At 44.5% G+C, this 26,180-nt stretch carries 15 protein-coding genes; 3 read left to right on the top strand and 12 right to left on the bottom strand.

Annotated features, from left to right (window positions below; translation table 11 throughout):
• Positions 1-114 precede the first annotated feature (114 nt).
• The 11 genes from IFU39_RS04870 to IFU39_RS04920 form a co-directional block, all read right to left on the bottom strand.
• Entirely contained in the window at positions 115-5,148 is a 5,034-nt protein-coding gene (locus tag IFU39_RS04870) for a golvesin C-terminal-like domain-containing protein (protein WP_149846682.1), read from the bottom strand.
• A gap of 308 nt (positions 5,149-5,456) precedes the next feature.
• Positions 5,457-6,665, bottom strand: coding sequence for an SGNH/GDSL hydrolase family protein (locus IFU39_RS04875; protein ID WP_105598830.1), 1,209 nt, complete (start codon positions 6,663-6,665; stop codon positions 5,457-5,459).
• Between the two features lie 17 nt (positions 6,666-6,682).
• The gene (locus tag IFU39_RS04880) at positions 6,683-8,899 is read right to left on the bottom strand and encodes an FAD-dependent oxidoreductase (RefSeq protein WP_244660869.1); all 2,217 of its coding nucleotides are present in this window, start codon (positions 8,897-8,899) and stop codon (positions 6,683-6,685) included.
• A gap of 111 nt (positions 8,900-9,010) precedes the next feature.
• Positions 9,011-10,621 carry a response regulator gene (locus IFU39_RS04885; protein WP_105598828.1) on the bottom strand — a complete coding sequence of 537 codons (1,611 nt, stop codon included), beginning with the start codon at positions 10,619-10,621 and terminating at the stop codon, positions 9,011-9,013.
• Complete coding sequence (locus tag IFU39_RS04890) at positions 10,621-12,342, bottom strand: sensor histidine kinase (RefSeq protein ID WP_244660870.1); 1,722 nt, start codon at positions 12,340-12,342, stop codon at positions 10,621-10,623. The genes IFU39_RS04885 and IFU39_RS04890 overlap by 1 nt, the downstream gene beginning before the upstream one ends.
• A gap of 111 nt (positions 12,343-12,453) precedes the next feature.
• Positions 12,454-14,040, bottom strand: a complete 1,587-nt coding sequence (locus tag IFU39_RS04895) for an extracellular solute-binding protein (RefSeq protein WP_192131460.1) — start codon at positions 14,038-14,040, stop codon at positions 12,454-12,456.
• Between the two features lie 65 nt (positions 14,041-14,105).
• Positions 14,106-14,975: a carbohydrate ABC transporter permease gene (locus IFU39_RS04900; protein ID WP_091018884.1), complete on the bottom strand. Its 870-nt coding sequence runs from the start codon at positions 14,973-14,975 to the stop codon at positions 14,106-14,108.
• Positions 14,976-14,988: 13 nt separating this feature from the next.
• Complete coding sequence (locus IFU39_RS04905; RefSeq protein ID WP_192131462.1) at positions 14,989-15,936, bottom strand: ABC transporter permease; 948 nt, start codon at positions 15,934-15,936, stop codon at positions 14,989-14,991.
• Between the two features lie 246 nt (positions 15,937-16,182).
• Entirely contained in the window at positions 16,183-16,938 is a 756-nt protein-coding gene (locus IFU39_RS04910; RefSeq protein WP_192131464.1) for a class I SAM-dependent methyltransferase, read from the bottom strand.
• Positions 16,939-16,955: 17 nt separating this feature from the next.
• Positions 16,956-19,244 carry a preprotein translocase subunit SecA gene (locus IFU39_RS04915; protein ID WP_192131465.1) on the bottom strand — a complete coding sequence of 763 codons (2,289 nt, stop codon included), beginning with the start codon at positions 19,242-19,244 and terminating at the stop codon, positions 16,956-16,958.
• 119 nt (positions 19,245-19,363) lie between these two features.
• Entirely contained in the window at positions 19,364-21,661 is a 2,298-nt protein-coding gene (locus tag IFU39_RS04920) for a copper amine oxidase N-terminal domain-containing protein (RefSeq protein WP_192131467.1), read from the bottom strand.
• 232 nt (positions 21,662-21,893) lie between these two features.
• On the opposite strand from IFU39_RS04920, the gene IFU39_RS04925 reads away from it, so the two are divergent.
• From IFU39_RS04925 to IFU39_RS04935, 3 genes are read left to right on the top strand one after another with little or no spacing between them, the layout of a single operon-like run.
• Complete coding sequence (locus IFU39_RS04925) at positions 21,894-23,357, top strand: spore germination protein (RefSeq protein WP_192131469.1); 1,464 nt, start codon at positions 21,894-21,896, stop codon at positions 23,355-23,357.
• Entirely contained in the window at positions 23,350-24,438 is a 1,089-nt protein-coding gene (locus IFU39_RS04930) for a GerAB/ArcD/ProY family transporter (RefSeq protein ID WP_091018891.1), read from the top strand. The genes IFU39_RS04925 and IFU39_RS04930 overlap by 8 nt, the downstream gene beginning before the upstream one ends.
• Positions 24,435-25,556, top strand: coding sequence for a Ger(x)C family spore germination protein (locus IFU39_RS04935; RefSeq protein WP_091018892.1), 1,122 nt, complete (start codon positions 24,435-24,437; stop codon positions 25,554-25,556). Before IFU39_RS04930 ends, IFU39_RS04935 begins: the two co-directional genes overlap by 4 nt.
• A gap of 106 nt (positions 25,557-25,662) precedes the next feature.
• On the opposite strand, the gene IFU39_RS04940 is transcribed toward IFU39_RS04935, so the two are convergent.
• Positions 25,663-26,145 carry a GyrI-like domain-containing protein gene (locus IFU39_RS04940; protein ID WP_192131471.1) on the bottom strand — a complete coding sequence of 161 codons (483 nt, stop codon included), beginning with the start codon at positions 26,143-26,145 and terminating at the stop codon, positions 25,663-25,665.
• Positions 26,146-26,180: the final 35 nt, after the last annotated feature.

Raw genomic sequence — 26,180 nt, forward strand, 5'->3', positions numbered from 1 at the left:
CCTAGACAAAAAGAGCCAAATGGATTGCTCTCATCCACTCGGCTCTTAGCGTTATTTTACACTAATTTGTATAACATCACTTACTGTTGTTTCACTTCCATTCATGATTCAGGGTCATTCTTCAGAAACTGTCGGTTCATCTGACGCCTCATTTGCAAGCAATTCTGAATCATCGGAATGCCGTTCGAACATAACTGCGTCAACCCTCGTATAGATCATATCCGCAGGAAGCGTTGGCGGGTCTACCGTTGTAGGAGTAACCCTGGTTAAACGAACATACTCGCTGCCGTCTCCCGTGAAGTCGAACGTGCCCAGATTAACCCAACCCGATGAGCCGACCGTTGCATCGATATAGGTGACCTCGGTACCCGTCTTATGCTTCACTTCCACTTTGACATGGTTATCGTTTGCCGTTGTATGGACGAGCTTGTAGATGGAAACGGTATATTTCCCTTCTGGAAACTGGCCTTTCCACGTTGCGGATGATCCTTGAACGGTTGAGTAGCGGGATTTAACTCCAATTTTGTATCCGGCTAAATTACTTTGGCTCCAAGACCCTTCTGTTGTGTATAACCCTGTTGTATCTGTACTGTCGACGATAACCGTTAGGTCCCTGATCGTGATGTTCAAAGGCGGTGTGGTTAAGGTCACTCCGTCAATCGTGACAGTAGCCCATACCTCAAGGTGATCCGTGTTCCCATCGAGATTAAGAAGAGTCAACAACCCACTGCTATTCACTTCAGCCAGATCCGTACGATCAACGAAATACTGCACATCGGCCTGTGTAAGATCACCGATCAAACCGTTATCCAAATAGCCGGTTACGCTTAGTTGTGCGGTTTGAGTCATCTGCAGCTCGTTCCGATCGGACTGAACTACGGCAGACTCCAATTGCGGTATCCTGTTCGGGTCCACCCACATGATTGCATCGGCTACAACTCTGGATTTGTTGGCCTTGTTCGTTAGTTCCACGTACCCGCTATCACCTGCAGCAAAAGGATAATCCCCCAGGTGCACCCAAGTACCGTTCGTCATTGTCTCATCAACAGTAACCGTATCGGAGCCGCCGCTATGATAAACGGTAAACGAGGCATTTGTTGCCCAATTCTCACTCGTTGCAGTGTTTTGCGGAATCTTGTAATACACACTATAAGTGACACTTTCCGGCAGCTCAGGCCGCCATCTCATTTTGCTTGTTGCTGTGCTGGTCGTAGATTTGGCATACACATAGTTATCATAGTAATAATCGTTAGCCGTCGTATCCCTTATCCAGACGCCTTCTGTCTCCGCCTCCGTATTATCCACAATGATAGATGAATGATCCTGCCCATCATCGGGCTGGACTGGCGTTTCCGTTACCTGATTAGGCAGATAGAGTGTCCGCTTGCGGGTCTCCTTCCCCTCCGATTCCACATAATAAGTGAAGGTCTGGGATAAATCATTCACCCGTATCGACCATTCCATTGGGTATATCGTATCTGGCACGGTTGTGTACGTGGCCCCGCCATCCAGGGAATAATGGATTGTCGCTGGTTTCGTTGTTTTGGCCTGCACATAAGCATCATAAACCGTTTCGTCAGGCTTAACGATCAGCATGCCTTTAACCGCGTCAATTGGACTGTGGGTATCAAAGAAATAACTTGCATCCGATGTATCTGCCGTTCTGACCTGATGCAGCGGTACATCAATATCGAGTCCCTCTACAATGATCGCGGTGATGCCCTTGCCTGAAACCGTGGCTTGAATGATTCCACCACTCATAACCGTTTGTTCTGGTGTACCATTGTCGCGGATGATCGTTACAGTATAGTCTTGTGCCGGGTTGAACCCAATGATCTGTTCATTCAATTCGATCGGAGTCTGAATTTCTTCTGACGATGCGTTGCTTAGCCCAATGTAGAATTTATCTCCACTCTCACCTGTGATCCAGTTCAATTGAGGATGATTGGTCTTAATGATCCCCTTCGGCATCCATAGCCAAACGTCGGAATTGCCATAAAATTGACCTGGTTTATTCCCATAGAGGTGATATTTGAACCATAAAAAATTCGTTTCAAATACGGAAGGGAATGTAATGCTCCCGTTCGATTTCAAGGATTGTTCACTGATCAAATAATCCATCGTTTGCCCGAGCTGCCCGGGTATGTGGTGATAATAGATGGATGTAGCTCCGCTTGGGCCTTCCAGTGGAAAATCGGGTTCAAGCTGGCTAACGGCGAAGCCCTTATAGTAATAACCTGGATAACTGGAATACCGACCAATAACCGCATTATGAGCAATATCCTGCAGCAGTTTATCCCCTGTATAGAGCGACAATCTTAGCATGAATGGAGCTTCCTGAGCATTCATCCGATAATAGCCGGTTGTACTTCCTGCTTCAAACGTCAATCCGCTTGGTGAAACAAGCCAACGCTCCGCTTGAACGCCTCCGGCAATATCTTCGGGAAGCTTGAGCCGAGGATATTGAAATTTACCACCCTCCGGCCAATGGAACGACTCCGCGTAATTATATGTTTCCGGCTGAGGAATCGTAACGTTCCCTTCAGGAACTGGACGAGCAACAAACATGGTTGCATACCGTTTGGCTTCCTTATAAGCGGCATCCAAGTATTTGGTATCCTGAGTCTCCTCATATAGCTCCAAAATCTCCATCCACAGCTTGCTATAATAATAAATGAACTCATTTTTACTCACATCGACAGATGCAGGCGTATCGATATGTTGCGTGATATAACTGTCAGCTGCATCCTTTGCAGCTTGCAAATACTGCGCATCTCCCGTCATCCGATACATCATCAGGGGCTGAATGACAGGACCCCTGTCTTTCTGATCCGGGTCACGCACAAGGTACTCTTCCTGTGCCAGTGCCCCAATCCCTGCCGAAGTGCCCATCATCTGATTGACAGCGGCTACACTTGAAACATCAAACGGCAGAGTAGCCATTTTCCATAACGAAGGCACACCGTATACTTTCTTCTGAGTTGGCGACCAACCAATACCATTTCGCGATACGCCATACTGGACGGACGGCAGTGCTCTCGTATCGTATAGCTGGTCATCCCCAGTCAAATAGTAAGCTCCCAAAAGAACCGCATTTGAGCTTGTTCGGACGCTATCCTCGTTTTCAATATCGATAAAACCTTTGGCACGGCTCCACCACCCGCTGGGTGAAGGGACATAGTTAACAGAGTCGTCCCCTTGCGGCTCAACCTTAAGCAAATCGATCATATTAAACATCGCATCAGTAAGCGACTGATCTGACACATTTTCCCGATAAGCTGAATAACCATAATCATTGTGAAGAATATCCGCGTAGGACTCATACAGTTTGCTTTTTTCAGCGATTAGCCCAATATGAAATTGATACGTGCTTTCTGCGGTCATTTGGGAATAAGTCCCTAATTGAGGCGCATACAGGATTGGCTGCACGCTGCCTTCGTTGTTGACCAGGCTCATGCCAAGCCGTTGTTTCGTAACGCCTCCCGTCGGTTCAAATTCAACCGGAAGCTCTGCCGAAGGTACAAATACGCCATACGTCAATGGATTTCCCGCACCATCATTTTTCTCAACCAGGCTCATCGGAGCGCTCAGCTCTCTTAAACTTGTTGATTCCACCGTACCTACCATTTTGGCATGTGACCGGAATCCATTTAACACTTCGTTGATGCCGGAGACTGTCTCTGTTGTGAAAGATTGATATCCAATCACATAATTGCCGTCACGGCGAGGTGTAAAGGCAAAGGAAACATCGGGTTTATCTCCTGCCATGGACCAATTCACTTCAAAATCGTAATCACTGCCGTGTGAGGAATCGGTTAATACCGCCGTTTGGCTGTCTGGAAAAGTGATCCCGTCAAATGTAATCCAGTGTTTATTCATCGTATCGTAGTAATTGGTTCGGCTGCCCGCATTCCCATCTAATAAAACCCATTGTTCCTCCAATCTTTCCGCCCCAGAATTGATCGGCATCCAGTTTCCCGTGTCTGTGTTCTTGTAGAACATATCACGAACGATGGAACTGCCCCCATCCCATGCTGCTTCATAGAAAGTTGCTTTATAGTTATCATTTTCAATGCTCCCTTTTTCCGTGTAACTGAGATTCGCTAAGGTACGGCTTCTTAGCGGGGGGAGCGGCGGTGCTTGTTGACGGATATTCCCCTCGAACTTGACTGCATCGGCCCGCGTAATAATGGTACCCGTAGAAGGCTGCGTTCGAGTCAGCCTGACAAATTCGCTATCATCACCACTAAACTCATATTCCCCCAAATCAACCCACCCGGTTGATGGACCTGACGAGGGTCTTAGATCCAGAAACTTCACATCCGTAATCCCGTTATGAACAATCTCAATTTTCACATTACTATCTGCTTTGTCCGCCCAATCCAGCTTATAGAACGATATTCTCGCCGTCCCCGCTTCCAAGCGCGGATTCCATGTTATCGTTCTGCCTACAGCATCCGTATATTTGGAACTGGAATTATTGTATCCTTTCACTCCCGCGCTTGTGGTCCAATACGGAGCGGAGAATCCGTTATTGGTATTGCCTGTATCAACAGTGACGACATGATCAATTGTGAGGCTTCCATCATCAATGATGATCGTCTTATGTGGCTCCTTTTGCTCAATGTTCCCTTCGAACTTGACCGCATCCGCACGTGTAAGGATTGTGTTCGTGGTGCCGGTAGACCGGGTCAATTGAACAAACTCTTCACCAACCCCGGAAAAATAATACTCTCCCAAATCAACCCAACCCGCTGGCTCGCCAGATGAGGGTCTTAGATCCATAAAGACTACATCTGTTGTCCCATTATGAACAATCTCAATTTTCACATTGCTATCTGCTTTATCTGCCCAATCCAGCTTATAGAACGAAATTTTCGCTGTTCCTGCTTCCAAGCGTGGATTCCATGTGATTGTTCTGCCTGCTGTACTCGTATAATTGGTGCTGGAAAGATCATACCCCTTTACCCCTGTGCTTGTAGTCCAATTTGGAGCCGCATATCCATTGTTCTCGTTACCCGCATCAGGTGTCACAACATCATTGATCTTGATACTCCCGTCATCGATGATAATCGTCTGATAAGGTAAGGTCTCCGCATAAGCGGCCCTTATTCCAATCAGGCTGAAAGGAACTACGATCGTCAACATGAAAACGATGAAGAAAAACAGCTTCCTTATGACCATACAATTCACAGCCTCTCCTCAATAATGGTAACGCTTTCAAAAATAGATTACCTTTTGCTCAAATGATTGTAAAAAAACAATTAACCTTCGCCTTCTGCCTAATCCCGCTCTGTCGTTTTTATCTTAGCATGTTAAATTACGGTGAAATTTCTTTCATTTTAAGAATTTTTTATACGATTTTAAGTAAAAAAAGAAACCTACATCCTAATTGATTGCTCAGTAGCAGTCAGATAGAATATAGGTCTTCCAAGTGTTCCAAGTGAACCCATCCATTATAATGGCGGCTGCACCAATAACAACTTTCCAAGCTGAATGACCGTTTGATCATACCAATCCGGATGCTGTTGAACATGTGCCATACTTCTTTCATTGCCACTTGCCTCAAACACGGCCGATTTGTCAGTTTTCTCGTGATCGATCTCGAAGCGAACGGTATGTTTTCCATTTGGTAGCTCCGGCAAGAAAACATATTGATTTCGATTATGATCGTTATAGAGTGTGAATCGATCAATAAGGAATGGTTCCCCTCCATCCACCGAAACCTTCAATCGGCCAGAATCTGGCCCTCCGATATCAAATAAGCCGATGTGGGTTCCCACAAACTCCACTGTGATCGCCTCTCCGGGATCAACTGCTCGCCATAGACCGGGGAACAACCAATCATACTCGCGCACTAAGGCAAAATCATCGGGAGTCATGTAAGACCATCCTGCGGAAAAATGAGTGAGTTGATCCAGTGGCAGCATGGTTGCATACTCCCAAGGATTGGCCGGGACCAGAGTATCTTGCGGCAAATGATGTTCCACTTTTCCCACGTGATCTCGAAGTTCGCTCATTTTCTCAAATGACCGGGTGATGGTGTCCGTGTATATCTGATGTCCTACGGGAATCGTTGGATGGATCGAATCATGCGTAAAAATAACGGCACCGGGAATGGATACATCTGCACTTGAAGTGAAAATGAGCTTTCCACCTGAAACCAATTGACTGACCGCCACGCCCAGATGAATCGAAGGAATGCCGTAATAGTCGGCAACTTCCTCTTGCATAAGAGCACCCTTCTGGTACTCGCCGGATTGAAATAAGTTCAAATCCCGCTCCTTAATCGTATATACGAACAGGATATCGGTAAACGGGCTGTGCTTGCGGATCTGTCGGACAATACCTTCGATTCGCGCCTTGGATTCGGGGACTCCCCCATCATTTCCGACAAATTCAACAAACACGAGATCAGGCTGATGACGCAGTACATCGGTCTCCATACGGGCGCAGCCGAGGTCCGATCCTGTCCCATCAATGCCTGCGTTCACAGCGCGTATATCGGCATGGGGATATTGCCCTCGCAGCCAATCCGCGGTCATGACTCTGTATCCTTCAGAACGCGTATTACTGCCGCCAAAATAAACGATGGTCACAGGTTCCCCATTTTCCAACTTCTGAATGACATTAGGCAGCCCTCTCCGAGGAAAAAATTCTTTCATCGCAACTTCACCCTACCTCACTTCGCATTTTTAGGAGCAAAAAATTTCACTGCAAACACTTCATAATAAGGTGAGCCATACGTTGCACAGAAATCAAACCGGATTTGGGTTACACCTTGTGCATGCACCTGATGTTTATTCAACGAAAGGTAATTCCCGCGGATATTAATTTCACTCTTGGTTCCATCTTCTAAAGTTAAAGTCACATCATAATCCTGGATCAGTGGTTCGATCGGATCGTCGAAATGCTCCAAATTCAGTTCTGAATTGAAAATAAGATGGATTTCATCCAGATTCTTGGGGCATGCAAAACCAAATTCCAACCATTCCTGTCCTTCCGTACGTTCCGATATCCAGCCGTTAGGCAGACCATAAGGTCTGGAGAAACCGTTTACAACATTCGTGGGATTATACATATTTTGAGATGGTATCAGGTCTTTGAAGCAAATGCTCTTATTAAGTTTCTTCAGCCTGGATGGCTCTTCCGGTCTATAAAGGAAGCTAACCGCTCCAGTCATTTTCTCTTCATTGCTGTGTACAGTAAGGCCCGCCGTACCTTCCAATACAATGTAGATTTTGTCGTCTTCTGGCTTCTTGCAACTGAGGTCCAGTGTAATCCAGTCATCGTAACCCGCTGAAATAAGCAAGTGATAGTCTTTCAGCTCGCTGGTGGGAATATAGTTTTCCTTCCGCTCCCCGCCGTACAGCTTCACTTGCAACGTTTCCGATTGCTCGGATCTATTTTTAATTTTGATCTGCACACTTTCAGCCACGGATGTCTGAATCGGCAAGACCAAACATAACGCTCTTTCCAAGGAGATCTCTTCGGTTGGATGAAGCTGTTCATAGCTTCGCTGAGAAGAGGCACGAATCGTTAATCCATCTGCGAAATAAGGATCCAACGGCTCTTGAAGCCCTACAATCGTTTGCCCGTCTCGAAGCAGCTGCGCCTGAAGCTCACCCATATGGGCTTTGACGATGGCCGCGGGGTCTGTATCATATTTTACGCATAACGCAGCAGCCGTTCCTACCGCCTGCCCCATACAACCACAGGTTGCCATCACTCTTGTAGATCCAAAAGCCACGTGGGTAGCGCTTATATTGCGGCCAGCGAACATGAGATTAGGGATATTGCGTGAAAATAAGCTGCGAAACGGGATATTATACAATCCAGGCACAAAATTCCACGCGGTAGCCGGCCCCTCATCGTAGATGCCTTTATTTGCATGCAGATCCATATACCACCCTCCGATGGATACCGCATCCTCGAAATGAGGTTTTGCTGTAAGATCGTTCTGAGACAACATGTGTTCACCTATAAATCGTCTCGACTCTCGCTTTCCCGGAATCGGGCATACATAATCCAGGATAAGATTGTCTACATCATCAAATTCACCGCTATTTTTGATATAATCCCAGATTCCGTACACCAATTTTCGCAATTCTAATGCGATGTCTTCATTATTCTTGATAATATCCATATGTCCGCCGTATTCCAGCCACCACAATCCGCCAAGCCCGTTGATTTTTCTTGGAAAAGACCGATGGTTTAATCCTTTTCGGATACTATCAAAAAACTCCAGCTTCGTAATATCATACGCAAAGCCTGGCTTTGTGTAAGGAACGGGATAGTCTACGTCACGGGCTTGAAACAGAATCGTATCGCCCATCGTGTAATGATCCGCCACTTCTGGAGCGAGCTCCTCCTTGTATTCATGCGTCGCCTCTCTTCCCCATCGGAAGTGAGCTCCTGCCTGGTATCCAACAATTCCATCCCCGGAGCAATCGATGTAGGTGGGGCTTTCAAAACGAAATTTTCTCTCGGAAGCCAATTGAAGGCCCTCCACCCATTGGATTCTGCCGTTCTCCATACCCGTTTCATGAACGCATGTGTTCAGGAATAGAGAGATGTTGGGCTCATCATAAACCATGTCGAGTAAGACTGTATCCGAAAGCGAAAGCATCAACTTCTTGTTGTATAACGGATTGTAATGAAATATCTTCAGCTTCAGTTCTTCTATCAACCCGCCCTCTCGAGCATAGTAGGATGGACTGTTTCCGAGATAAGCCGACCCGTTGATATGCACTCTGACCTCGCTGCTCGCATTTCCCCCTAGAACCGGCCGATCATTAATAAGTGAAACCAGCAGCCCTTGGCGTGCTGCTGCAATGGCAGCACATATCCCTGCAATACCTCCACCTACGACGGTTACATCAGCTTTTATAGACTCCATTTTGATAACCTCCATGATTAGATGCTCCTATCATGGTAATGGTTTTGGTACCTATTTTTTTACAGGATTTCACGAAAAAATCATACATTTTTTGCATCCTTATTGGAATTCCTACCGTGTCATTTTGATCCGGTATTGCTTAGGTGTATCACCGGTATATTCTTTAAACAGTTTGCAAAAGTAACCTTCATTGACAATGCCTACTTCCTCGCACAATTCCAATAAAGAATAATCCCGGACATTTAACAACTCGAGAGCGAGGTTGATTTTTTTACGGTTGATGTAGCTAATCACACCTTCGTTCATTGTTTTTTTGAATAAGCTGCTAAAATACGATGGCGCTAAATTCACTTCCTCCGCAATGGCCTCCAGCGTTAAACGCTGTTTCAGGTTTGTCTCTATATAATGCATAGCACTCATAATTTCTGCACGATGTAATAGTTGGCCCGCACGCACGTATTCGAATGTGAAGTCGCCAATATAGGCGAGCTGCTCTTGAAATGTCATATATTCCATGGGGAAGTCTGGAACTTCCGTGGCCATCTTATTTCCCGATTTAAATTTCACGGTAATGTCTCTGTACAAGTCTCTAATCATGGGCACCATGATGGACTTGTGGATTTTATAGTCCGTAACAAATTGCGACAGATCGGCAAGTGCATTATCCAGCTCTTCCTTGGAAATCTTCCTCTTCAGGCGTATAAGAAAATCAGCAAGCTTTTGCTGAAAGTCTGCTTTTTTGTCATTATGGTATTGGAACCGATGCATCGGTGTTTTTACGACTTTTTCGGTATGATAATAGAAATCCTCACTCACATTTTTAGCTTCCGTATACGCCTGTTTGATCGATTCCCAGCCTCGGTGTGGACTTCCAAAAGCGACAGATACTCTTTTATTCAAATATTGATGCAAATGAGAGATGATCTGCCCTCCCAAGGATAGGCAAGCATATTCCGTTTCCATATCACTGCGGTTATTTTCCCAGGATAAAAAACCAATAAAACGATTATCGGACAGATCCGCAGCTACCCCACTGCTACCATTCATAACTGTTTCTTCGATGATATTTGTTATCGCATACTTCAAGATGTTTTGATCTGCGGCCGCGTATTCGTTTCGGAAACTTTCATACGTATTCATCTCAACGATGAAACAGCAATAGTTGGCTTGAAAGAAATGAAACTGCATGCGATTGGCAAAATCCGATGCCCGATGAGAAGGAATTTCACCTCGGATCAATTCGTTAAAAAATTGCTTGCGGACTCTGTATTTATTTTCAAGCACGGATACGTTTAACGAGTGAAATTCCGCTTCTTTTTTCTCAAACTCATTTAGAATTCCAGCTGCCTTATCCAATGCTCGATTCAGATCGGCTTCCCTTAGCGGAACCTTTACAATGTACTCCAATACGTTGGCTTGAATAGCTCGCTGGGCGTATTCAAAGGATGAATAGGCGGTCAGAAGTATGTATTGGGTATGGGGGAGCTCCACTTTTAACTGCTCAATCATGGAGATTCCGTCCATTCGCGGCATGACAATATCGGATATGACGATATCCGGCTTAAGTTTGATGATCTCCTCGATCCCATTCAGCCCATTATTCGCTTTTCCCACCAGAACAAATCGTCTATCCCTAAGAGAGAGCTCGCTAAAAAACAATTCCAATCGTTGAATGATCAGGTCTTCATCGTCAACAATGAAGCAGGTATAGTCTCTCCCCATTATGCATCTCCTTTTGGCAATTCTGCCGGGAATACAGCGCGTATACGGGTTATTTCCTTAGGTATGCTAATGATATCCAGTCCGAATTGATCTCCGTAGTGAAGTCTTATTCGACCATGAATATTATTCAGCCCGATTCGTTTTCTTTTTACTTCCTCTTCACTTGGTTCCGAGATTAAAATATGCTTTAATTTGTCGGCCGGAATTCCCTCACCTTGATCAACAACTTCGATGATGACGATGCCGTCCTCCCTGTACGCATGAATCGTAATTGGCCCTTCAATTCCTCCTCCGTTGTAACCATGGAAGATACTATTCTCCACAAGGGGCTGCAGCAGCATTCGGAAAACCGGAAAATCCATTAACCCTGCTTCGATATCTTCAATCAAGTTGAAGTTTCGGTTATACCGAATGTTCTGGATCTCGATATAGTCCGCTACATTGCGTAATTCCTGGCGTAGGGAAACCTTCTCAGAAGCATCGTCTATCCCGTATTCCAATAATGAAATGAGCGATCCGATTACCACATCGACTTTCTCTATTTGTCCAAGACGTATAACATTGCTGATTGAACCAAGCGTGTTATACAGAAAATGTGGGTTTATTTGAGACTGTAACACCTGGATCTCCAACTTCCGCTCAAGTTCATTATGAAGCTCGGCTCGACGAATCAGTTCAACAATTTGCTGTAACATACGATCGAATGCTCGTGAAAGATCACCAAACTCATCGTTTCGATTAATCGTTATTGTCGTTGTGAGGATACCTTGTTCCACCTGCTTCATTTTTGTTTTGAGCGTATAGAGTGGTTTTCTTATAAATTTGGCAACCATGAAAGAAATGAACAAACTTAAAAGAAGACCTGCAGCCAGAAGCTCAATATAATAGGTTTCCAATCTGGACAAAGCTGCTTTCAAGCGTGATTCATCATTAACGGAGACAATGGTCCAGTTGAATTTCTCCGTTGGTTTCTTCAAAAGGGAGACGGGAATGCCATCCTTCGTATGCACTTGAAGGGTGGTTTCTGACGTATCCAAAATTTCTTCCGCTGACGTCTCTCCGATTGAAAATGTATGATCTTGAATACTAAGGGGTCCTTTATTTTCAGAAAATCCGGCAATGATCTTACCTGACGCAGTGATCAGAGCCAGATTCATTTGTTCTTGTTTATTAATCTTGAACAAGGTTTCTTCAATGGCATTTAGATCCAGATCAACCGCAATGGCCATAGGAAACGGAGCACCGTTCAGATAACGAACCATCGTAACAGTCCAGCCGGAGTACTTCGATTTGTAAGGTTCACTAACAAAGGTAGTCCTTCTATTCTTGTCAGCCGCATCAAATAAAGGGGCTCTTTCCGACAAAGGTTCATCGAATATTCGAGTAGGTGTACTTCCGCCCAGAATGGATAAATCGCTTTTGATCAAATAAATATTACTGACATAAATACTGTTGAGTTCATACAGCTCCCTTAATTGCTTTTTAATCACTTCGGTATTGTTAATGTTGGCTTTCACCGAAGTTTCAACTGAGAAGAGAATCGTCTGGAAGGAGGAAAAATTAACGGTGAAATACTGGTCTACCTTGTCTAGTATTTGATTGGTGTAATAAATATCATTGGTTCGTATTTCTTTTTGGACATAGCGATAAGATAATTGGCTTATCAAGATGATGCAGCCCAATACAAATGCAAATACGATAAAAAATAATTTTAAAGGCAAGCTGATTCTTCTTCGCATCGATCATCTTCCTTTTAGTTCCGTTTTAAACTAAGAATAGCACATGCTAATAAAGAGAGGGGCTACGAATAGCCACTCTCTCTTTGTTTATTTTTACTTGATAAGGCCCGCTTCTTTAAATTGCTGGATTGCTGTTTCCTTATATTTCTGCATGTCAAACTTGGTATCCAACGTTTGGAGGAAATTGTCCCAGTTGGAAAGAGGTTCTTTGCCCGTCATAAATTTAACCAAGCTTTCATTAATGAAACGTTGGCGGTCAGCATCCAAAGTGTCGCTCGGGTCTGGGGTCAATAAATTACCTGGCAACGTTGGCCCCACATATTGCTGATTGTTCTTGAAGGCTTCCGCCGTCTTCGGATTCTGGAAGCTGAAGTACTCCGCATCATCACCACGCCGCGGCATTCTATAATGATCGACCCACAGGTACTTCTCTTTCATTTCTTTCGATAACTCGGAGGTTTTATTTTTGATTTTGCCGTCTACGACATCCCAATGAATCCCTTTGATTCCGTATGCAAAATTCGGATAGGCTTCTTCATCCGTAAAGAGATAATTCAGCATGGACAAGATCCGAATGATTTTGTCCTCGTCCGCTTTTGCGGAAATGGCCCATGAATTGCCTTGGAACGATTTTCTCTCAACAATCTGATCGCCGTAAGGACCTTTCATCGGAGGAATAACGATCCATTCCGGCACCTCTCCACTAATTTCTTTCATTTTCTGTTGATAATCCGGTTCCAGCCTGCGGGCATCTCTGATCATGAAGCCAACTTTACCCTTAAACATCTTTTGGTCCAACAGATCAGGTGAATTCATTGTCACCCAGTCCGGGTCTACGACTTTGGCTGCCATCATTTTGTTAATGTAGGCAAGTGCCTCTTTCATTTTGGGTTCGATAAACAGAAATACCGGTTCATTATCTTTAATCTCAACGGCCGAAGGAGGATTAACGCCAAACATCCACATCAAGCTATCAAAGCCGTAGGTTTGCAGATTGCCTTCTTTATTCATACCGCCGATGAATCCGTACGTATCGTTTTTACCATTCCCGTCCGGATCTTTCTCTGTAAAGGCTTTCATAACTTCGAACAACTCATCAGGTGTCGTGGGCACTTCCATATTCAACTTTTTCAGCCAATCGTTGCGTATGAAGAAGCTTCGACTGATACCGTTTACATTATCATAGCCTGGAACTCCAATGGTTTTTCCTTGATAGGACATCGCCTCCCAGGAGTCAGTGCCAAACCGTTTCTGTAGTTCAGGGAATTGGTCCATATACGGTGTCAAATCCGCAAGAACACCTTGGTCGTAATATTGCGCGAGATCAGCACGGCTCTTCAAGAAGATCAAGTCTGGAATATCCCCGCCTGCAATGAGTGTATTCAGTTTGGTTGTTGCTTGACCCGCTTGAGGAATCATCATCTCCAAGTCGATGTTCATCTCTTCTTCCAACATTTGGCGTTGAATATCTTCATCACGTGGAGGTACGGGAGCAGCAGCATTGAACGTACCTTGGTTAAACATGGAGATTTTCATTTTGGTTGCAAACTGGCCAGACTGACCTTGCGAATTACTCGAGGTTGTCGATGTAACTTCTTCATTTCCCCCACATCCTGACAAAAGCGTTCCAAATCCTAAGATTGCCGACAGAATAGCAAATGAAATCTTTTTACGTTGCATATTGACCTCTCCTTTGCTTGTATATTATCACGGTTTCCCCGTAATAAGTTAGGTTGGAACACCTTTTATCCTTTAACGGAACCCAGGAGTACACCTTTGGTAAAATGCTTTTGCAAAAATGGATAAACGATCAATATCGGGACTGTAGTTACAACAACTGTAGCCATCTGCACAGCGAACGTACTGACAGCTCCGGAATTGGCGAGTGAATCAGCGCTTTGCGTTGCCACGTTAAGTAGGATATTGCGCAAAATCACTTGAAGTGGCATGTAGTTGGAATCATTGATATAAACAATAGCATCGAAATAACTGTTCCAATGCCCGACTGCGTAAAACAAGGAAATGGTTGAAAGCACGGGTAACGACAGAGGTAAAATGATCCGCCATAACGTCTGAAGCTCACTGGCACCGTCTACCCTTGCTGATTCCTCGATTTCACCAGGCAATTGCTCAAAAAAGCCTTTAATGATCACCAGATTAAATGCACTAATGAGATTTGGAATGATCAATACCCACGGACTATTTAACAATCCCAGAGAGCGGATTAGTAAATATGTCGGAATTAACCCCCCGCTGAACATCATGGTAAACACAATGAAGAGTAAAAACGGACTTCTTCCGGGTAAATATTTTTTGGATAACGGGTAGGCCGCGATCACCGTAAAAAACACATTTAACGCAGTCCCTACAATCGTTCGAAACAACGTAATTTTATACGCCTGCCAGATCCCGTGAGAAACGAATACTTCTTTATAGGCCAAAAAGGTAAAGGATTCGGGTATAATCACAATTCCTCTTCTTAATACTTCCGACTCTGGCGTTACGGAGACAGCAACCACATATAGGAAGGGCAGCACGCAAAGTAGGGATAACAAAATAAGCATCACATAAACGACGGTTTGCCAGACTTTTTCACCAATTGTCATATGGATCATTCTAAAGACCACCTCACCAAATTTGCCCATCGAATTTTTTGGCGAGCTTGTTCGCTGCCAACACCAAAGCAAATCCGATGACAGCTTTAAACAATCCTACAGCAGTAGCCAAGCCAATCTTGAGACGCTCCAACCCTTCACGGTATACCCATGTGTCAATAATGTCGATCTTCTCCTGATTAAAGGTGTTGGCAAACATGAATATTTGGTCAAAACCCGCATCCAGGATATGGCTTAATTTTAGAATCAGCATCAGAATAATGACTCCTCGAATACCAGGTAACGTGATATGCCATAGTTGTCTCCATTTGGAAGCACCATCCATTCGAGCCGCTTCATATAAGCTTGGATCGATTCCTGCCAAGGCGGCAAGGTACAATATTGCCCCCCATCCAATATCCTTCCATACTTCAGATAAGATGATCAGCAACCTGCCCCAGGCAGGTTCCGTTAGAAACGAGATGGGTTCAACACCAAAATCCTTCAAGATCATGTTAAAGAGACCATCGCCTGGGGCTAGTAATGCCACCATAATTCCATACACAATGACCCATGACAGAAAATGAGGTAAATAAGTGATGGTCTGTACGATTTTCTTAAACCATTGGCTATACACTTCATTGAGGAGTAAAGCAAGTACGATGGGCGCGGAGAATCCGAACAATAGCTTATACAGCGATATGATGATCGTATTTTTCATGATGTCCCAGAAATAAACGCCGTTCATAAAATCCGTAAAATTTTTGAATCCCACCCAGGGGCTATCCCATAGTCCCAAAGCCAGGTTGTAGTTTTTAAAAGCAATCATGATTCCCGCCATGGGAATGTATTTGAATAGGGCAAAATAAATTAAGGCTGGTAATAAGAGAGCATACATCACTTTGTGCTTTTGTATTGTCCTGATCCATGACTTTCGCTTTGTGGAGATGGGAACGGCGTCCGCTGCCAGTTTCGCTTGCATTTCATCACCTCGTCTTTGTTTGTATTTGTATAATAGCACCCGCCTATCGGATAAATTTCTGAAATTTCAAGAATTTCTTATAAGATTTTAAGGAAGTGTACCAGGGTTCCTTTCAACACTTAAATCCAGGCAAGCTGGGCAATAATTTGTTCTAATAAAATATAAAAAAAGCCGCTAAAATAGCGACTTTCAAATGGCGTTATATTCTTATCCCTTATTGATATAACGGGGTATCATTTTGGTGATCTATACTTCTCCCCAAAAAATTTCAGTTTCATAGTCGAATGCAACAATACCATCTTGATTATTTTTATCAAATAAATTCCGCAGTTCTGACATCATAGGATCGTAATTTGCATGCCCGGGTGCAGGGCTGTAGGAAGATGATAGCAACCGGCCTTTCAATCCCTCGAAATCGAACTCCTGACTCATTCCGAATCGCATTTCATGCATCGAACCTTCCTTGAAAAAAGAGAGCAGTATCGTTTGAGAGATATTTTTATGATTAACTTTATTGTAGTCGGTTCCATATGTATGGAGCAATTGATTGTACTCTTCACGAAACGGAGTACCGTGTGTAAGACGTGAATTCCAGATGAGTATTACTCTCCCGCCTGGCCGTAGAATTCTGCGAAACTCGATTTGAGCTGCGGAGCGATCGAACCAGTGAAATGCCTGAGCGCAGACAATAAAATCAACCGACTGATCAGGTAATCCCGTAGATTCTGCAGAACCTGCTATACTCTGGAATTGCGGACTGCTTTTTAACGTTTGCTCGGCGGCTTCCCGCATGGCCTGATTTGGCTCGACCGCTATTACATAGCTTCCGCGTTCCAGAAGTAGCTTTGAGATGATCCCAGTACCTGAACCGATGTCTGCTATATTACTGTTCGCATCTAAACCGACTACGTCGTACAAATGGTCAATAGCCTCTTTTGGATAGCTCGGGCGGTATTTCAAATACGATTCGACCCGGCTCGTAAACCGTTCTTCACTGTTCATCGATCGTCACGCTCCCATCAATATTTTGACAACCTATATACCGGCCACAGTAACAGCTTCAAAATTTTACTGCCCCAAAAAGCAAATACCGTCGTTCCGGTCCATGAGCTGCGCTTATCTTGACTGTATTGATCGTTGATCATATAAGTCCGAGTCGAAATAGGACTCTTTAGACCGAACTGTTCCCATTTGGCCGGATCATTTGAACCTCCAAGTTTTCCAAGCATATTCGCCGACTCATGATCTATTTTAGCCGGAATTTTCTCAAATGCTTGGGTAATTTGCGTATGAAACTCATCGATCGGGTTGCGACTGGTAATACTCTCGAGATGGATGCTTTCGCGAATGTAAGATACGTATGCCAGATGGTCAGCCCAGAACTCATCCATATAAAAAAGCCCTACCCGCTGCTCCGATGGGCTCATTGGTCTCTCGCCTTTCAATATTCCGAGCCTTTCTTCGTATAGGATTCGCCTCTGATCCTCCACCATATCCGAATAACCGTTCAATTCCCGCTGAATATCGAAGTTTTGACCTATGATCACGCGCTGAATATGCTCGATTTTGCTGCGTAGCGCCGGATCATCAAGAGCCTCGTCCTGTCTGGTAGACCGAAACAGTCTATGAATGCCGAAGCGAAGCATCAACTCGTCTTCCAGGCTTATATAAAATACGGAAGCTCCCGGGTCACCTTGGCGGCCAGAACGCCCGCGCAGCTGGTTATCTATTCGCATGCTTTCATTCACATGTGTACCTATCACATATAATCCGCCTAGCTTGGCAACCACTTCTGCCTGAGCAGAATTACCACCGCCAAGACGAATGTCGACGCCGCGCCCTGCCATATTCGTAGATACCGTTACCGCGCCTATTTCTCCCGCTTTAGCGATGATTTCGGCTTCTCTCGCATCGTTTTTTGCATTCAGAACCTGGCAAGGTACGTCAGCAGCGGCAAGCGCCTCCGCCAGCATATCAGACTCCTCAACGCTTGACGTACCAATAAGAATGGGACGTCCCACCCTATGAACGGAAGAGATTTCTTGTACAAGTGCCTTATATTTGGCTTCCTTATGGGTGTATATTCGGTGCTTGTGGTCGATCCGTATGTTTGGCTGGTTCGGTGGAATTTGAACGACCTGCAACGCATAGATATCCTCGAATTCCAGTGCTGAAGCGTGCGCCGTAGCCGTCATTCCGCAGATTCCCGAATACAGGCTAATGAAATGTTGAATCGTGATCGTGCCGAGAATTCTCCCGCCGGCCTTCCACTGCAATCCTTCTTTCGCCACCAGCGCAGCTTGCAACCCGTCCGGCAAATACCTGTTCTCGGCCACACGGCCAGTATGTTCTTCGATTAGTTCAATTCCACCATCCCGGACGATGTAGTCGACGTCTTTTTTTAATAACGATTCCACATGCAATGCACAATTCAATGATGTTAACAAATGACTGTTATGGCTATCGTACAAATTGCTGCATCCCAGAAGCAGCTCCGCTTTCACAGCACCCGCATCATTCAAGTATACGTTCCGCTGGAACTCATCAAAATCGTAATGCTCTCCTGGCTGAAGCTGTCGGGCCACTTCTGCAAAAAGAACGCCATCACTCTTGGTTGTGCTCGAATCGCCACTAATGACTAGTGGCACCCGCGCTTCATCGAGTAGCAGCGAATCCGCTTCGTCTACGACGACGTAGTGGAAAGGACGGTGCACGGTATCAGCTTCATTTAATGCTATTGTGTCACGCAAATAATCGAACCCTGCTTCTTTAGCCGTAACATAGGTTATATCCTTGGCGTAAGCTTCCCTTTTCTCGAACAGGCTCATGCCCGCTTGAACCGAGCTTACGGTTAACCCGAGGAAGCGATAGATCGGGCCCATCCACGCTGCATCTCGATTTGCCAAGTAGTCGTTAAATGTGAGTATATGAACGCCTTCACCGGTCAACGCGTTGAGATAAGCAGGCATAACAGCAGAGAGTGTTTTTCCTTCACCGGTATGTTGCTCGATCAAAAATCTCTCGTGCAACGCAATCGCAGCCATAATTTGCACATCGTAAGGCTGTAATCCGAGCGTTCTCTTCGCAACCTCGCAGACTAGAGCATAAGCATCAACAAGTAGTTCATCCAAAGATGTGCCTGATCTTGCTTCTTCTTGCAGCCGAAGGGATTCCGCTTGCAGGCGCTGATCATCCCAAGTTTCCAAATTCCGTTTCCTTATAAGCTCCACTCTGTCTCGGTAATCTTTCAACAAACGCCGGGTATCGCGCTCTTTGAATTCACGTATCAACTTGACGACTACATTCATCGGAATTTGATTCCTCCTTAGTAGAAATAAGTTGTGAAAAGAAAAGACCCCATATGGAGTCTTTTCTTTCGCTGATTATAACGCGCCACTCAAACCATTCGTTATAAGAGACAACTACCTTACTTCTCCGATGGGAGCGGTGTAAAGAGCAGATTGACCGGCAGGTTGCTTCCTGGCGCGGCTGAGAACAGAATCGTTACGCTCTCTCCGATTGATCCGGTGCGGTAAAGAACGCTTTGTTCACTTGAATTGGCAACGGCAACGTTGCCTTCGGCAATCGATACCAACTGGTTGTTCACCAGCGCTACTCCGGAGTACTTCCCTCCACGAGGGTTAAAGGAGATAAGCGTACGCGGTGCAACATTGGTCAGCGTGATTTTGTACAATACGCCGAAATTACCCGCGTTGGATGCATCTGTGTAAGCCATCGGATCTGTTCCTACCAGATTGGGATCGCTTGAATTGTCACCAAGTGGCAGACGGGCCGGTTTGAGTCCCACGTGCTCATCGTACTTTATGATGCGAGTCGCGTTCGGGTACGTACCCCGGTTGTGCACGCCGTCACGATCAAGCACGGGAAGCAATGGCAAGGCTTCGAACGGATCTTTATTTTCTTCCACCAGGATAACGTTATAGTCCAAGGAATAATCACTATATGCATCCGAATAGAGAGAGATGACTTGTCCTTCTTTCATCGGCGTTTTATTAAGTTCTGTCAAAATCAATTTGCTTTCCCCAGGTTGAAGGTACTCTTTCTTTTGATCCGCTCCAGTCTGAATTGACTTGAACCATTTATCAATAGACAATTTCCCGGCTACAGTAGCATACGGTGTAGGTCCCGCAAATCCCATATTTTGTTGTTCGAAAACTGCCGGATTCGGGTTGTTATTGGTTGCAATCACATACATTTTTACTCTTTTGCCTGTATTGTTGACGTGGTGAATCATGAACCGGGTCTGCCCCGAAGATGATTCTTTATATACGATGCCTTCCGTATTTACGGTTTCCGGACTGTTACTGCGGATTAGCAAACTGGGCTCATCCATGTACGTATAAGGCACTTTCTCCATCGTAGTCACTTCGCCGCCGTTAAAGGTAAACTTCTGTCCTACCGGCGTGAAGAGTAAATTGAAGTCGGTAAATGAATATAAGGTCTCATTGGTTATGGTAATGACTTTGGAGTACGTGTTCGTAGCGCCGTGATTGTCAGTAACCGTAAGTGTCACCGTTTTGGGACCCGGTTCAAAGAAAGCAAGTGAATTGTTCTCCCATACGGCTTTGACAATATTATTTTCATCATCTGTGCTTTGGTCCGTGTATGTTATTTTTTCGCCCATTTTATATTCTTCTTTATCCGTGGCGAACATGGCTACAGGAGGAAGATTAGGACTCAATACTTCAATGGTAATTGAATACGGATCGCTCCATTGACCATTGGAATCCTGTACTTCATATGAAATCGTATATGTACCTGCTTGATCAAATGAATCCTGGCGACCAGTCCAGCGTTCGTCAACGATATCCATTCCATTAGGTGAACTGGAAGAAGTCACGTAGTCCACTTGATCTCCTGCAAAGATTTCCTTTTGGGAAATGGTAAAGCTTGCAACAGGTTTTGTATTAAGATTCAACACAACCGTTTTAGCCGTCTGATTCACTTTATAGGTGATGTTCAAAGCTTGAGTAATGGAAGTTAACGGCACCATGAATGTACTTTTTTGCTGATATGCAGGGCCTTTCATCGTTCTTGTCTCTCCATTGACGGTATAGTCCTTGCTGTTCGTCTTGAATCGGAGTTCATCCTCACCACTAATAATGATGGTTTCCTTGGTTTTGTTATCATATTTGACGCCGTATCCCACACGGTCAACCAGCGCACGGATGGCAACATAGGATACACCGTTTTTTACAGCCATTGGCTGGCCAGCAAGATATGTTTTTCCATCCTGCTCCATTTTGTTGCTATTCATGTACAACGTCAGATTCCCACCTGCTGCTACAGGAGACGTTCCATCAATGGATGGTTGCTCTATTTGAGCAGGTGTAGCTGGCGTTTCCCCCTCAGGGGCTTCCTCTTGAACTACAGGTTTCGTACCCGTTTCGTTTGTAGTGGTCTCTTCCCCATCCAATGCAGGTTTCTCGCTATCTGTTTTAGGTGTTGCCTCAGTACCGGTCGAGGTTTGAGTGTCCTTGGCTTCAGTGGGCGAAGTATTGATCGATTTGTTATTGCTCTCCGTCTTCACTTCACGCTCTGCAATTGGCTGCTCTTGCTTTAACACCTCAACTGATTCTACATTGGCCGTGTTTACTGACGCGGTGTCACCTTGTGGTGCTGATTGCGCATTCACAGAACCAACTGCAAATGCTTGAAAAACGGCTAAAGCGGTAAAAATGGATAATTTCTTCTTCATATTCATGTGTTGTCTTTGGCTCCTTCTACTCTCTAGTAATTTATAACCCCTCAAAAAGTCATAATATTAGACGCTAGATTTAGGAAAAAGTTTCTAATTGAATTGTAAATTATGGATTTTAGTACAACTATTTTTTCAATGTTTGGTTATAAGTTCTTTGAATAAAAAGCAACTATTGAATAATAGTCTTGATTTTGCACAAGATAATCCATGTCGCATTTTATAAAGAGGTGGATCAATGACCCCAACCAATCAGGCATTCTCTGAATTAAAAATGAATATTTCTTATGTGGAACAGTCCCTCTACTGTACAGACGATTTGAAACAACAACAGCTTCTACTTAATGGTGTACAGAGTGTGCTTCTCTATATCGATTCACTTGTAGATCAGGAGATCATTCAAACACATGTCTTAACAGCACTGAATGGCCAAGCTCACTCTGAAATCTACCCATCGTTCACCACGTTAGAAAGTCGAAAAGATACGGATCTGCAACGTGGAATAGACTCACTTATTCAAGGGAAATGTCTTTACATAATCGATGGGCACCCGGAGTTTTACATTCTTTCTACCGAGAAAATGTATGTCCGAAGCACAACCGAACCGGAAAACGAAGGCGTTATTCGAGGGCCACACAATGGATTCGTTGAACAGCTTTCGGTTAATTTGAATCTGATCCGCAGACAAATTATCAGTCCATCCATAATCGTTCGATATTTTAACGTTGGCGAGAAGACACATACCAAAATTGCAGTTGTATACCTTCAGGACTTAGCCAATCCGGAGTTGGTGAACGAAGTTAAAGAGCGAATCACATCCATATCTTCAGATATGGTGCTCGCACCAGGCTTTATTGAAGAGTTTGTGGAGGATAACCCTTTCTCTCTGTTTCCTCAGCAGCTCATTACAGAAAGACCTGACCGGGTTATTGCCAACTTGATGGAAGGACGCGTCGCCATACTTGCCGAAGGAAGTCCGTCAGCTCTTATTGCTCCAGTTACGTTTTTTGCTTTTTATCAAAGTCCGGATGATTATCATGGTCGCTGGATTGTCAGTTCCTTTTTACGGTTAATTCGCATGATGAGTTTTGTCATTGCTTTTACATTACCTGCTGTTTATATTGCAACCATCTCTTTTCACTCCGCCATTTTACCAATCGAGCTGGCACACACAATCAAGAAATCATTGCAGAACATCCCCTTTCCTGCACTTGTAGAGGCAATGTTGCTTGAACTGATCTTTGAAGTGTTAAGAGAAGCCGGGGTCCGACTTCCCAGCCGAGTGGGCCAGACCATCGGCATCGTTGGCGGTTTGGTTATCGGAGATGCTATCGTTCGTGCGGGGCTTGTATCCTATACAATGATTATTGTGGTTTCCCTAACCGCTATCTCGTCGTTTTTGGTGCCTTCGCATGAGATGAGTTCGGCAGTACGTATTCTCCGCTTTCCAATGATGATTGGAGCGGCGCTTTTTGGATATATCGGCATCGCATTTGGTCTGGTGATTCTAACCATTCACCTCTGTAAGATGGAAAACTTCGGATCGCCTTATTTTGCTCCAGTGGCCCCATTCCGATTAGCTGACATGAAGGATGTATGGATTCGATTTCCCATCTGGGCGCTTCGCGAGCGTCCTCATGATGCCCGCCCGCAGCGGCTGAATCAGCAGAAGTTCTATAGGAGTGGGAAAAAACGTGAATAAGGAAACAACAATCACTCGGGGACAATTATTCTTGCTCATTTTGAAATTTGAAATTGGTGTAGATATTCTGTCCCTCCCTTACCGTATGCACCTTATCTCTAAAGGAGGTGGGTGGATCTCTGTTTTCCTTGGAGGGTTCCTGATCCAACTTGTCATACTGTTGTGCTGGCTTTTGATGCGAAGATTCCCGAGTTCGTCCATTTATCATATTGTAACGCTGATTACGGGTAAATGGATTGGCAAGTTGCTGATCATTGCCTACGTTGGATATTTCCTATTAATGGGCACTTCTGTTCTGGTGAACGCTTACGGTGTGATTAACCGTTGGATGCTGCAGGATACGCCTCGATGGGCTATATTAGCTCTCTTCTTGTTCAGCAGTATCTATTTGGTTCGGCAAAAATTACGAATCATTGCCCGAGTACTGGTACTCATCTCCTTTTTGGTCTTGCCCATGATGGTATTGATCAGTTATGGACTCAAGGAAATCAATCTGTTATATCTTTTGCCTTTAACCGAAGCGGGATGGCCCAATATTATTAGTGGATCAACCGAAACATTAATGGCTATGTTCGGATTCGAGTTTTTTCTCGTTGTGTTTCCTATGGTTGAAGGTAGCAGCGGGGGCAAACTCAAGTCTGTTGCTTCAGCAAGTGCTGTAGTCGTAGTGTTGTATGCATTCACCGTGTTCATTTGTTCAACGGCGTTCAGCCCCCAGCAACTTGACTTAATGCCTGAACCGGTCATATATCTGCTCCGCTCTATCCCACTCGGAACAATGGATCGGGCCGATTTCCTGTTCCTCCCTATCTGGTTAATTTCCATTTTCGGGGCCATATGTGGCTATTACTATACGGCATCCTATGGTATAAGTTATCTCTTCAAACTAAAACACCATAAAAAAGCGGTGCCTTATGTCGTTCTTGCTTCTTGCATAATTGCCTATCTGCCACAACAGAAGGAAAAACTGGAGTTAATTAGTACGATTGCCAACAGATCGGCATATTTTTTTCTCATGATCCTGCCTCTGCTCCTGTTGGTCCTATCTTATATAATGAAACGAAAAGAGAAGATGATATGAGTAAACGAGGAAAAATCCTTGTCCTCCTGTTCCTGCTCATGGTGATGACGGGATGCTGGGATCAGGATAGTTTAAAAGATGCAAGATTGGCTAATGCTTCGGCGTTTGACATCACCTCAGAGGGTGAAATTAAACAGACGCTTGAAATTGTCGATGATTCTGAGAGTCAACAAGGGAGCAGCGGTAATGAAGTCCACTCAGGCACCGGGAGATCCGTCCGTCAAAGTACAGATAGAATTCGGGCCAAAGTGACTGGTGATATCCGGTTTTTCAAATATGGGATGATCTTATACGGCAACAAACTCGCACAAAATGATATCTACCCCTACCTGGACGTCTTATATCGGGAACCCGATTACCCAACCTCACATGTGAAGATTGCGATTGTGGATGGCGATGCCGGAGATCTGTTACACCAAAAAAAAGTTGGCAGCATATTGATTGGTGATTTTATTACGAAAAAAATTAAGAGTCTGGAGGAATTATGTATTTTTCCGGAAATGACGTTAGAGACCCTTCTCCCTCCCATGCTGGATCCGGGACAGGATTTTACACTGCCTTATCTATATAAGGATGGAGAGGAAATTGATGCTCGGGGAATTGCCTTGTTTCATGGGCAAAGGTTCAGTGGCAGTCTTACTACCGAACAGGCTCCTCTATACATTATTATGAGTGGGAAATGGAATAAAGCAGCGCGTTTTGTCAAAAAGGTCCACCCAGGGCCTTCCAACAACCCGAGGAACTATGTCACTTATGAAGCAAATATCGCACAAATTAAGCGCAAACTTGCGGTAAAGGTGGCAAGTGATAGCCAAATTGATGTAAACCTCCGTATCGAACTTCCAGTAACGATCGTTGAGTATGCAATGAATCATCTTCAGGAAAAAGACACAATTGAACGTCTGAACCGCAAGTTATCCGATGACATGACTCAGGACGCAGAACAAATTATCAAGACACTTCAGCAAAGCGGCTGTGATTCCTTCGGTATAGGCAGACATTTAATTGCCCATTACCCGGAATTGTGGAAAAGCCTGGACTGGAATAAACAATATGCCCAAGTCCGTTTTCACCCGGAAGTAAAGGTTACAATAGTCGGAAGTGGCGTTTTAAATTAATAACATGCTGTCATGCAAGCTGTCGTGCAATTGGGAAAGCTCTCTTCCATTTGGAAGAGAGCTTTATCCTTCATATTCAACTCAAAAGTCTTCAGATCTCCACGTCTTATCCATTCCTTACAACAGGAATCCACATTTCACCATATACCAAACCGTTTTTCTCTCCCATTTCTACTGTTGTATTCGGACCGCCAACATAGGCATAATCCTTTTCTACGGGGAGGGCTTGACCAAAGGCAATTCCAGTAAGCATATTACTGAGCGCATCAGCCGTCTCTGCTTCACCCTTTACAACAAGGTATTCTCCCTTAGGAAATTGGATTACTCTCGTTGCTTCTGGCAGAGATTCTTCTGTCATGACCCCAGCATAATGCATCATCTTGTTATTGACTGCTTCGTTTACAGCGAAAATATAGTCATTAGTAGCTAGGGACTTTAATGTGTCTAGGCTTCCATCCTCTTTCACAGTGGACCAAAAATCCGCCTTCTCCTTGCTGATACCAGCATAGTCTGTGTAGTCGCTTTTAAGTTCTGTTCCAATACCTAAAACGATAAAGCTGTCTTTTTCTTCGAAATGATAATTACTCATGGTTTACACCGTCCTCTTTAAATTTTCAATTGATT

Source organism: Paenibacillus sp. CFBP 13594, assembly GCF_014842675.1.
GTDB classification, from domain to species: domain Bacteria; phylum Bacillota; class Bacilli; order Paenibacillales; family Paenibacillaceae; genus Paenibacillus; species Paenibacillus amylolyticus_B.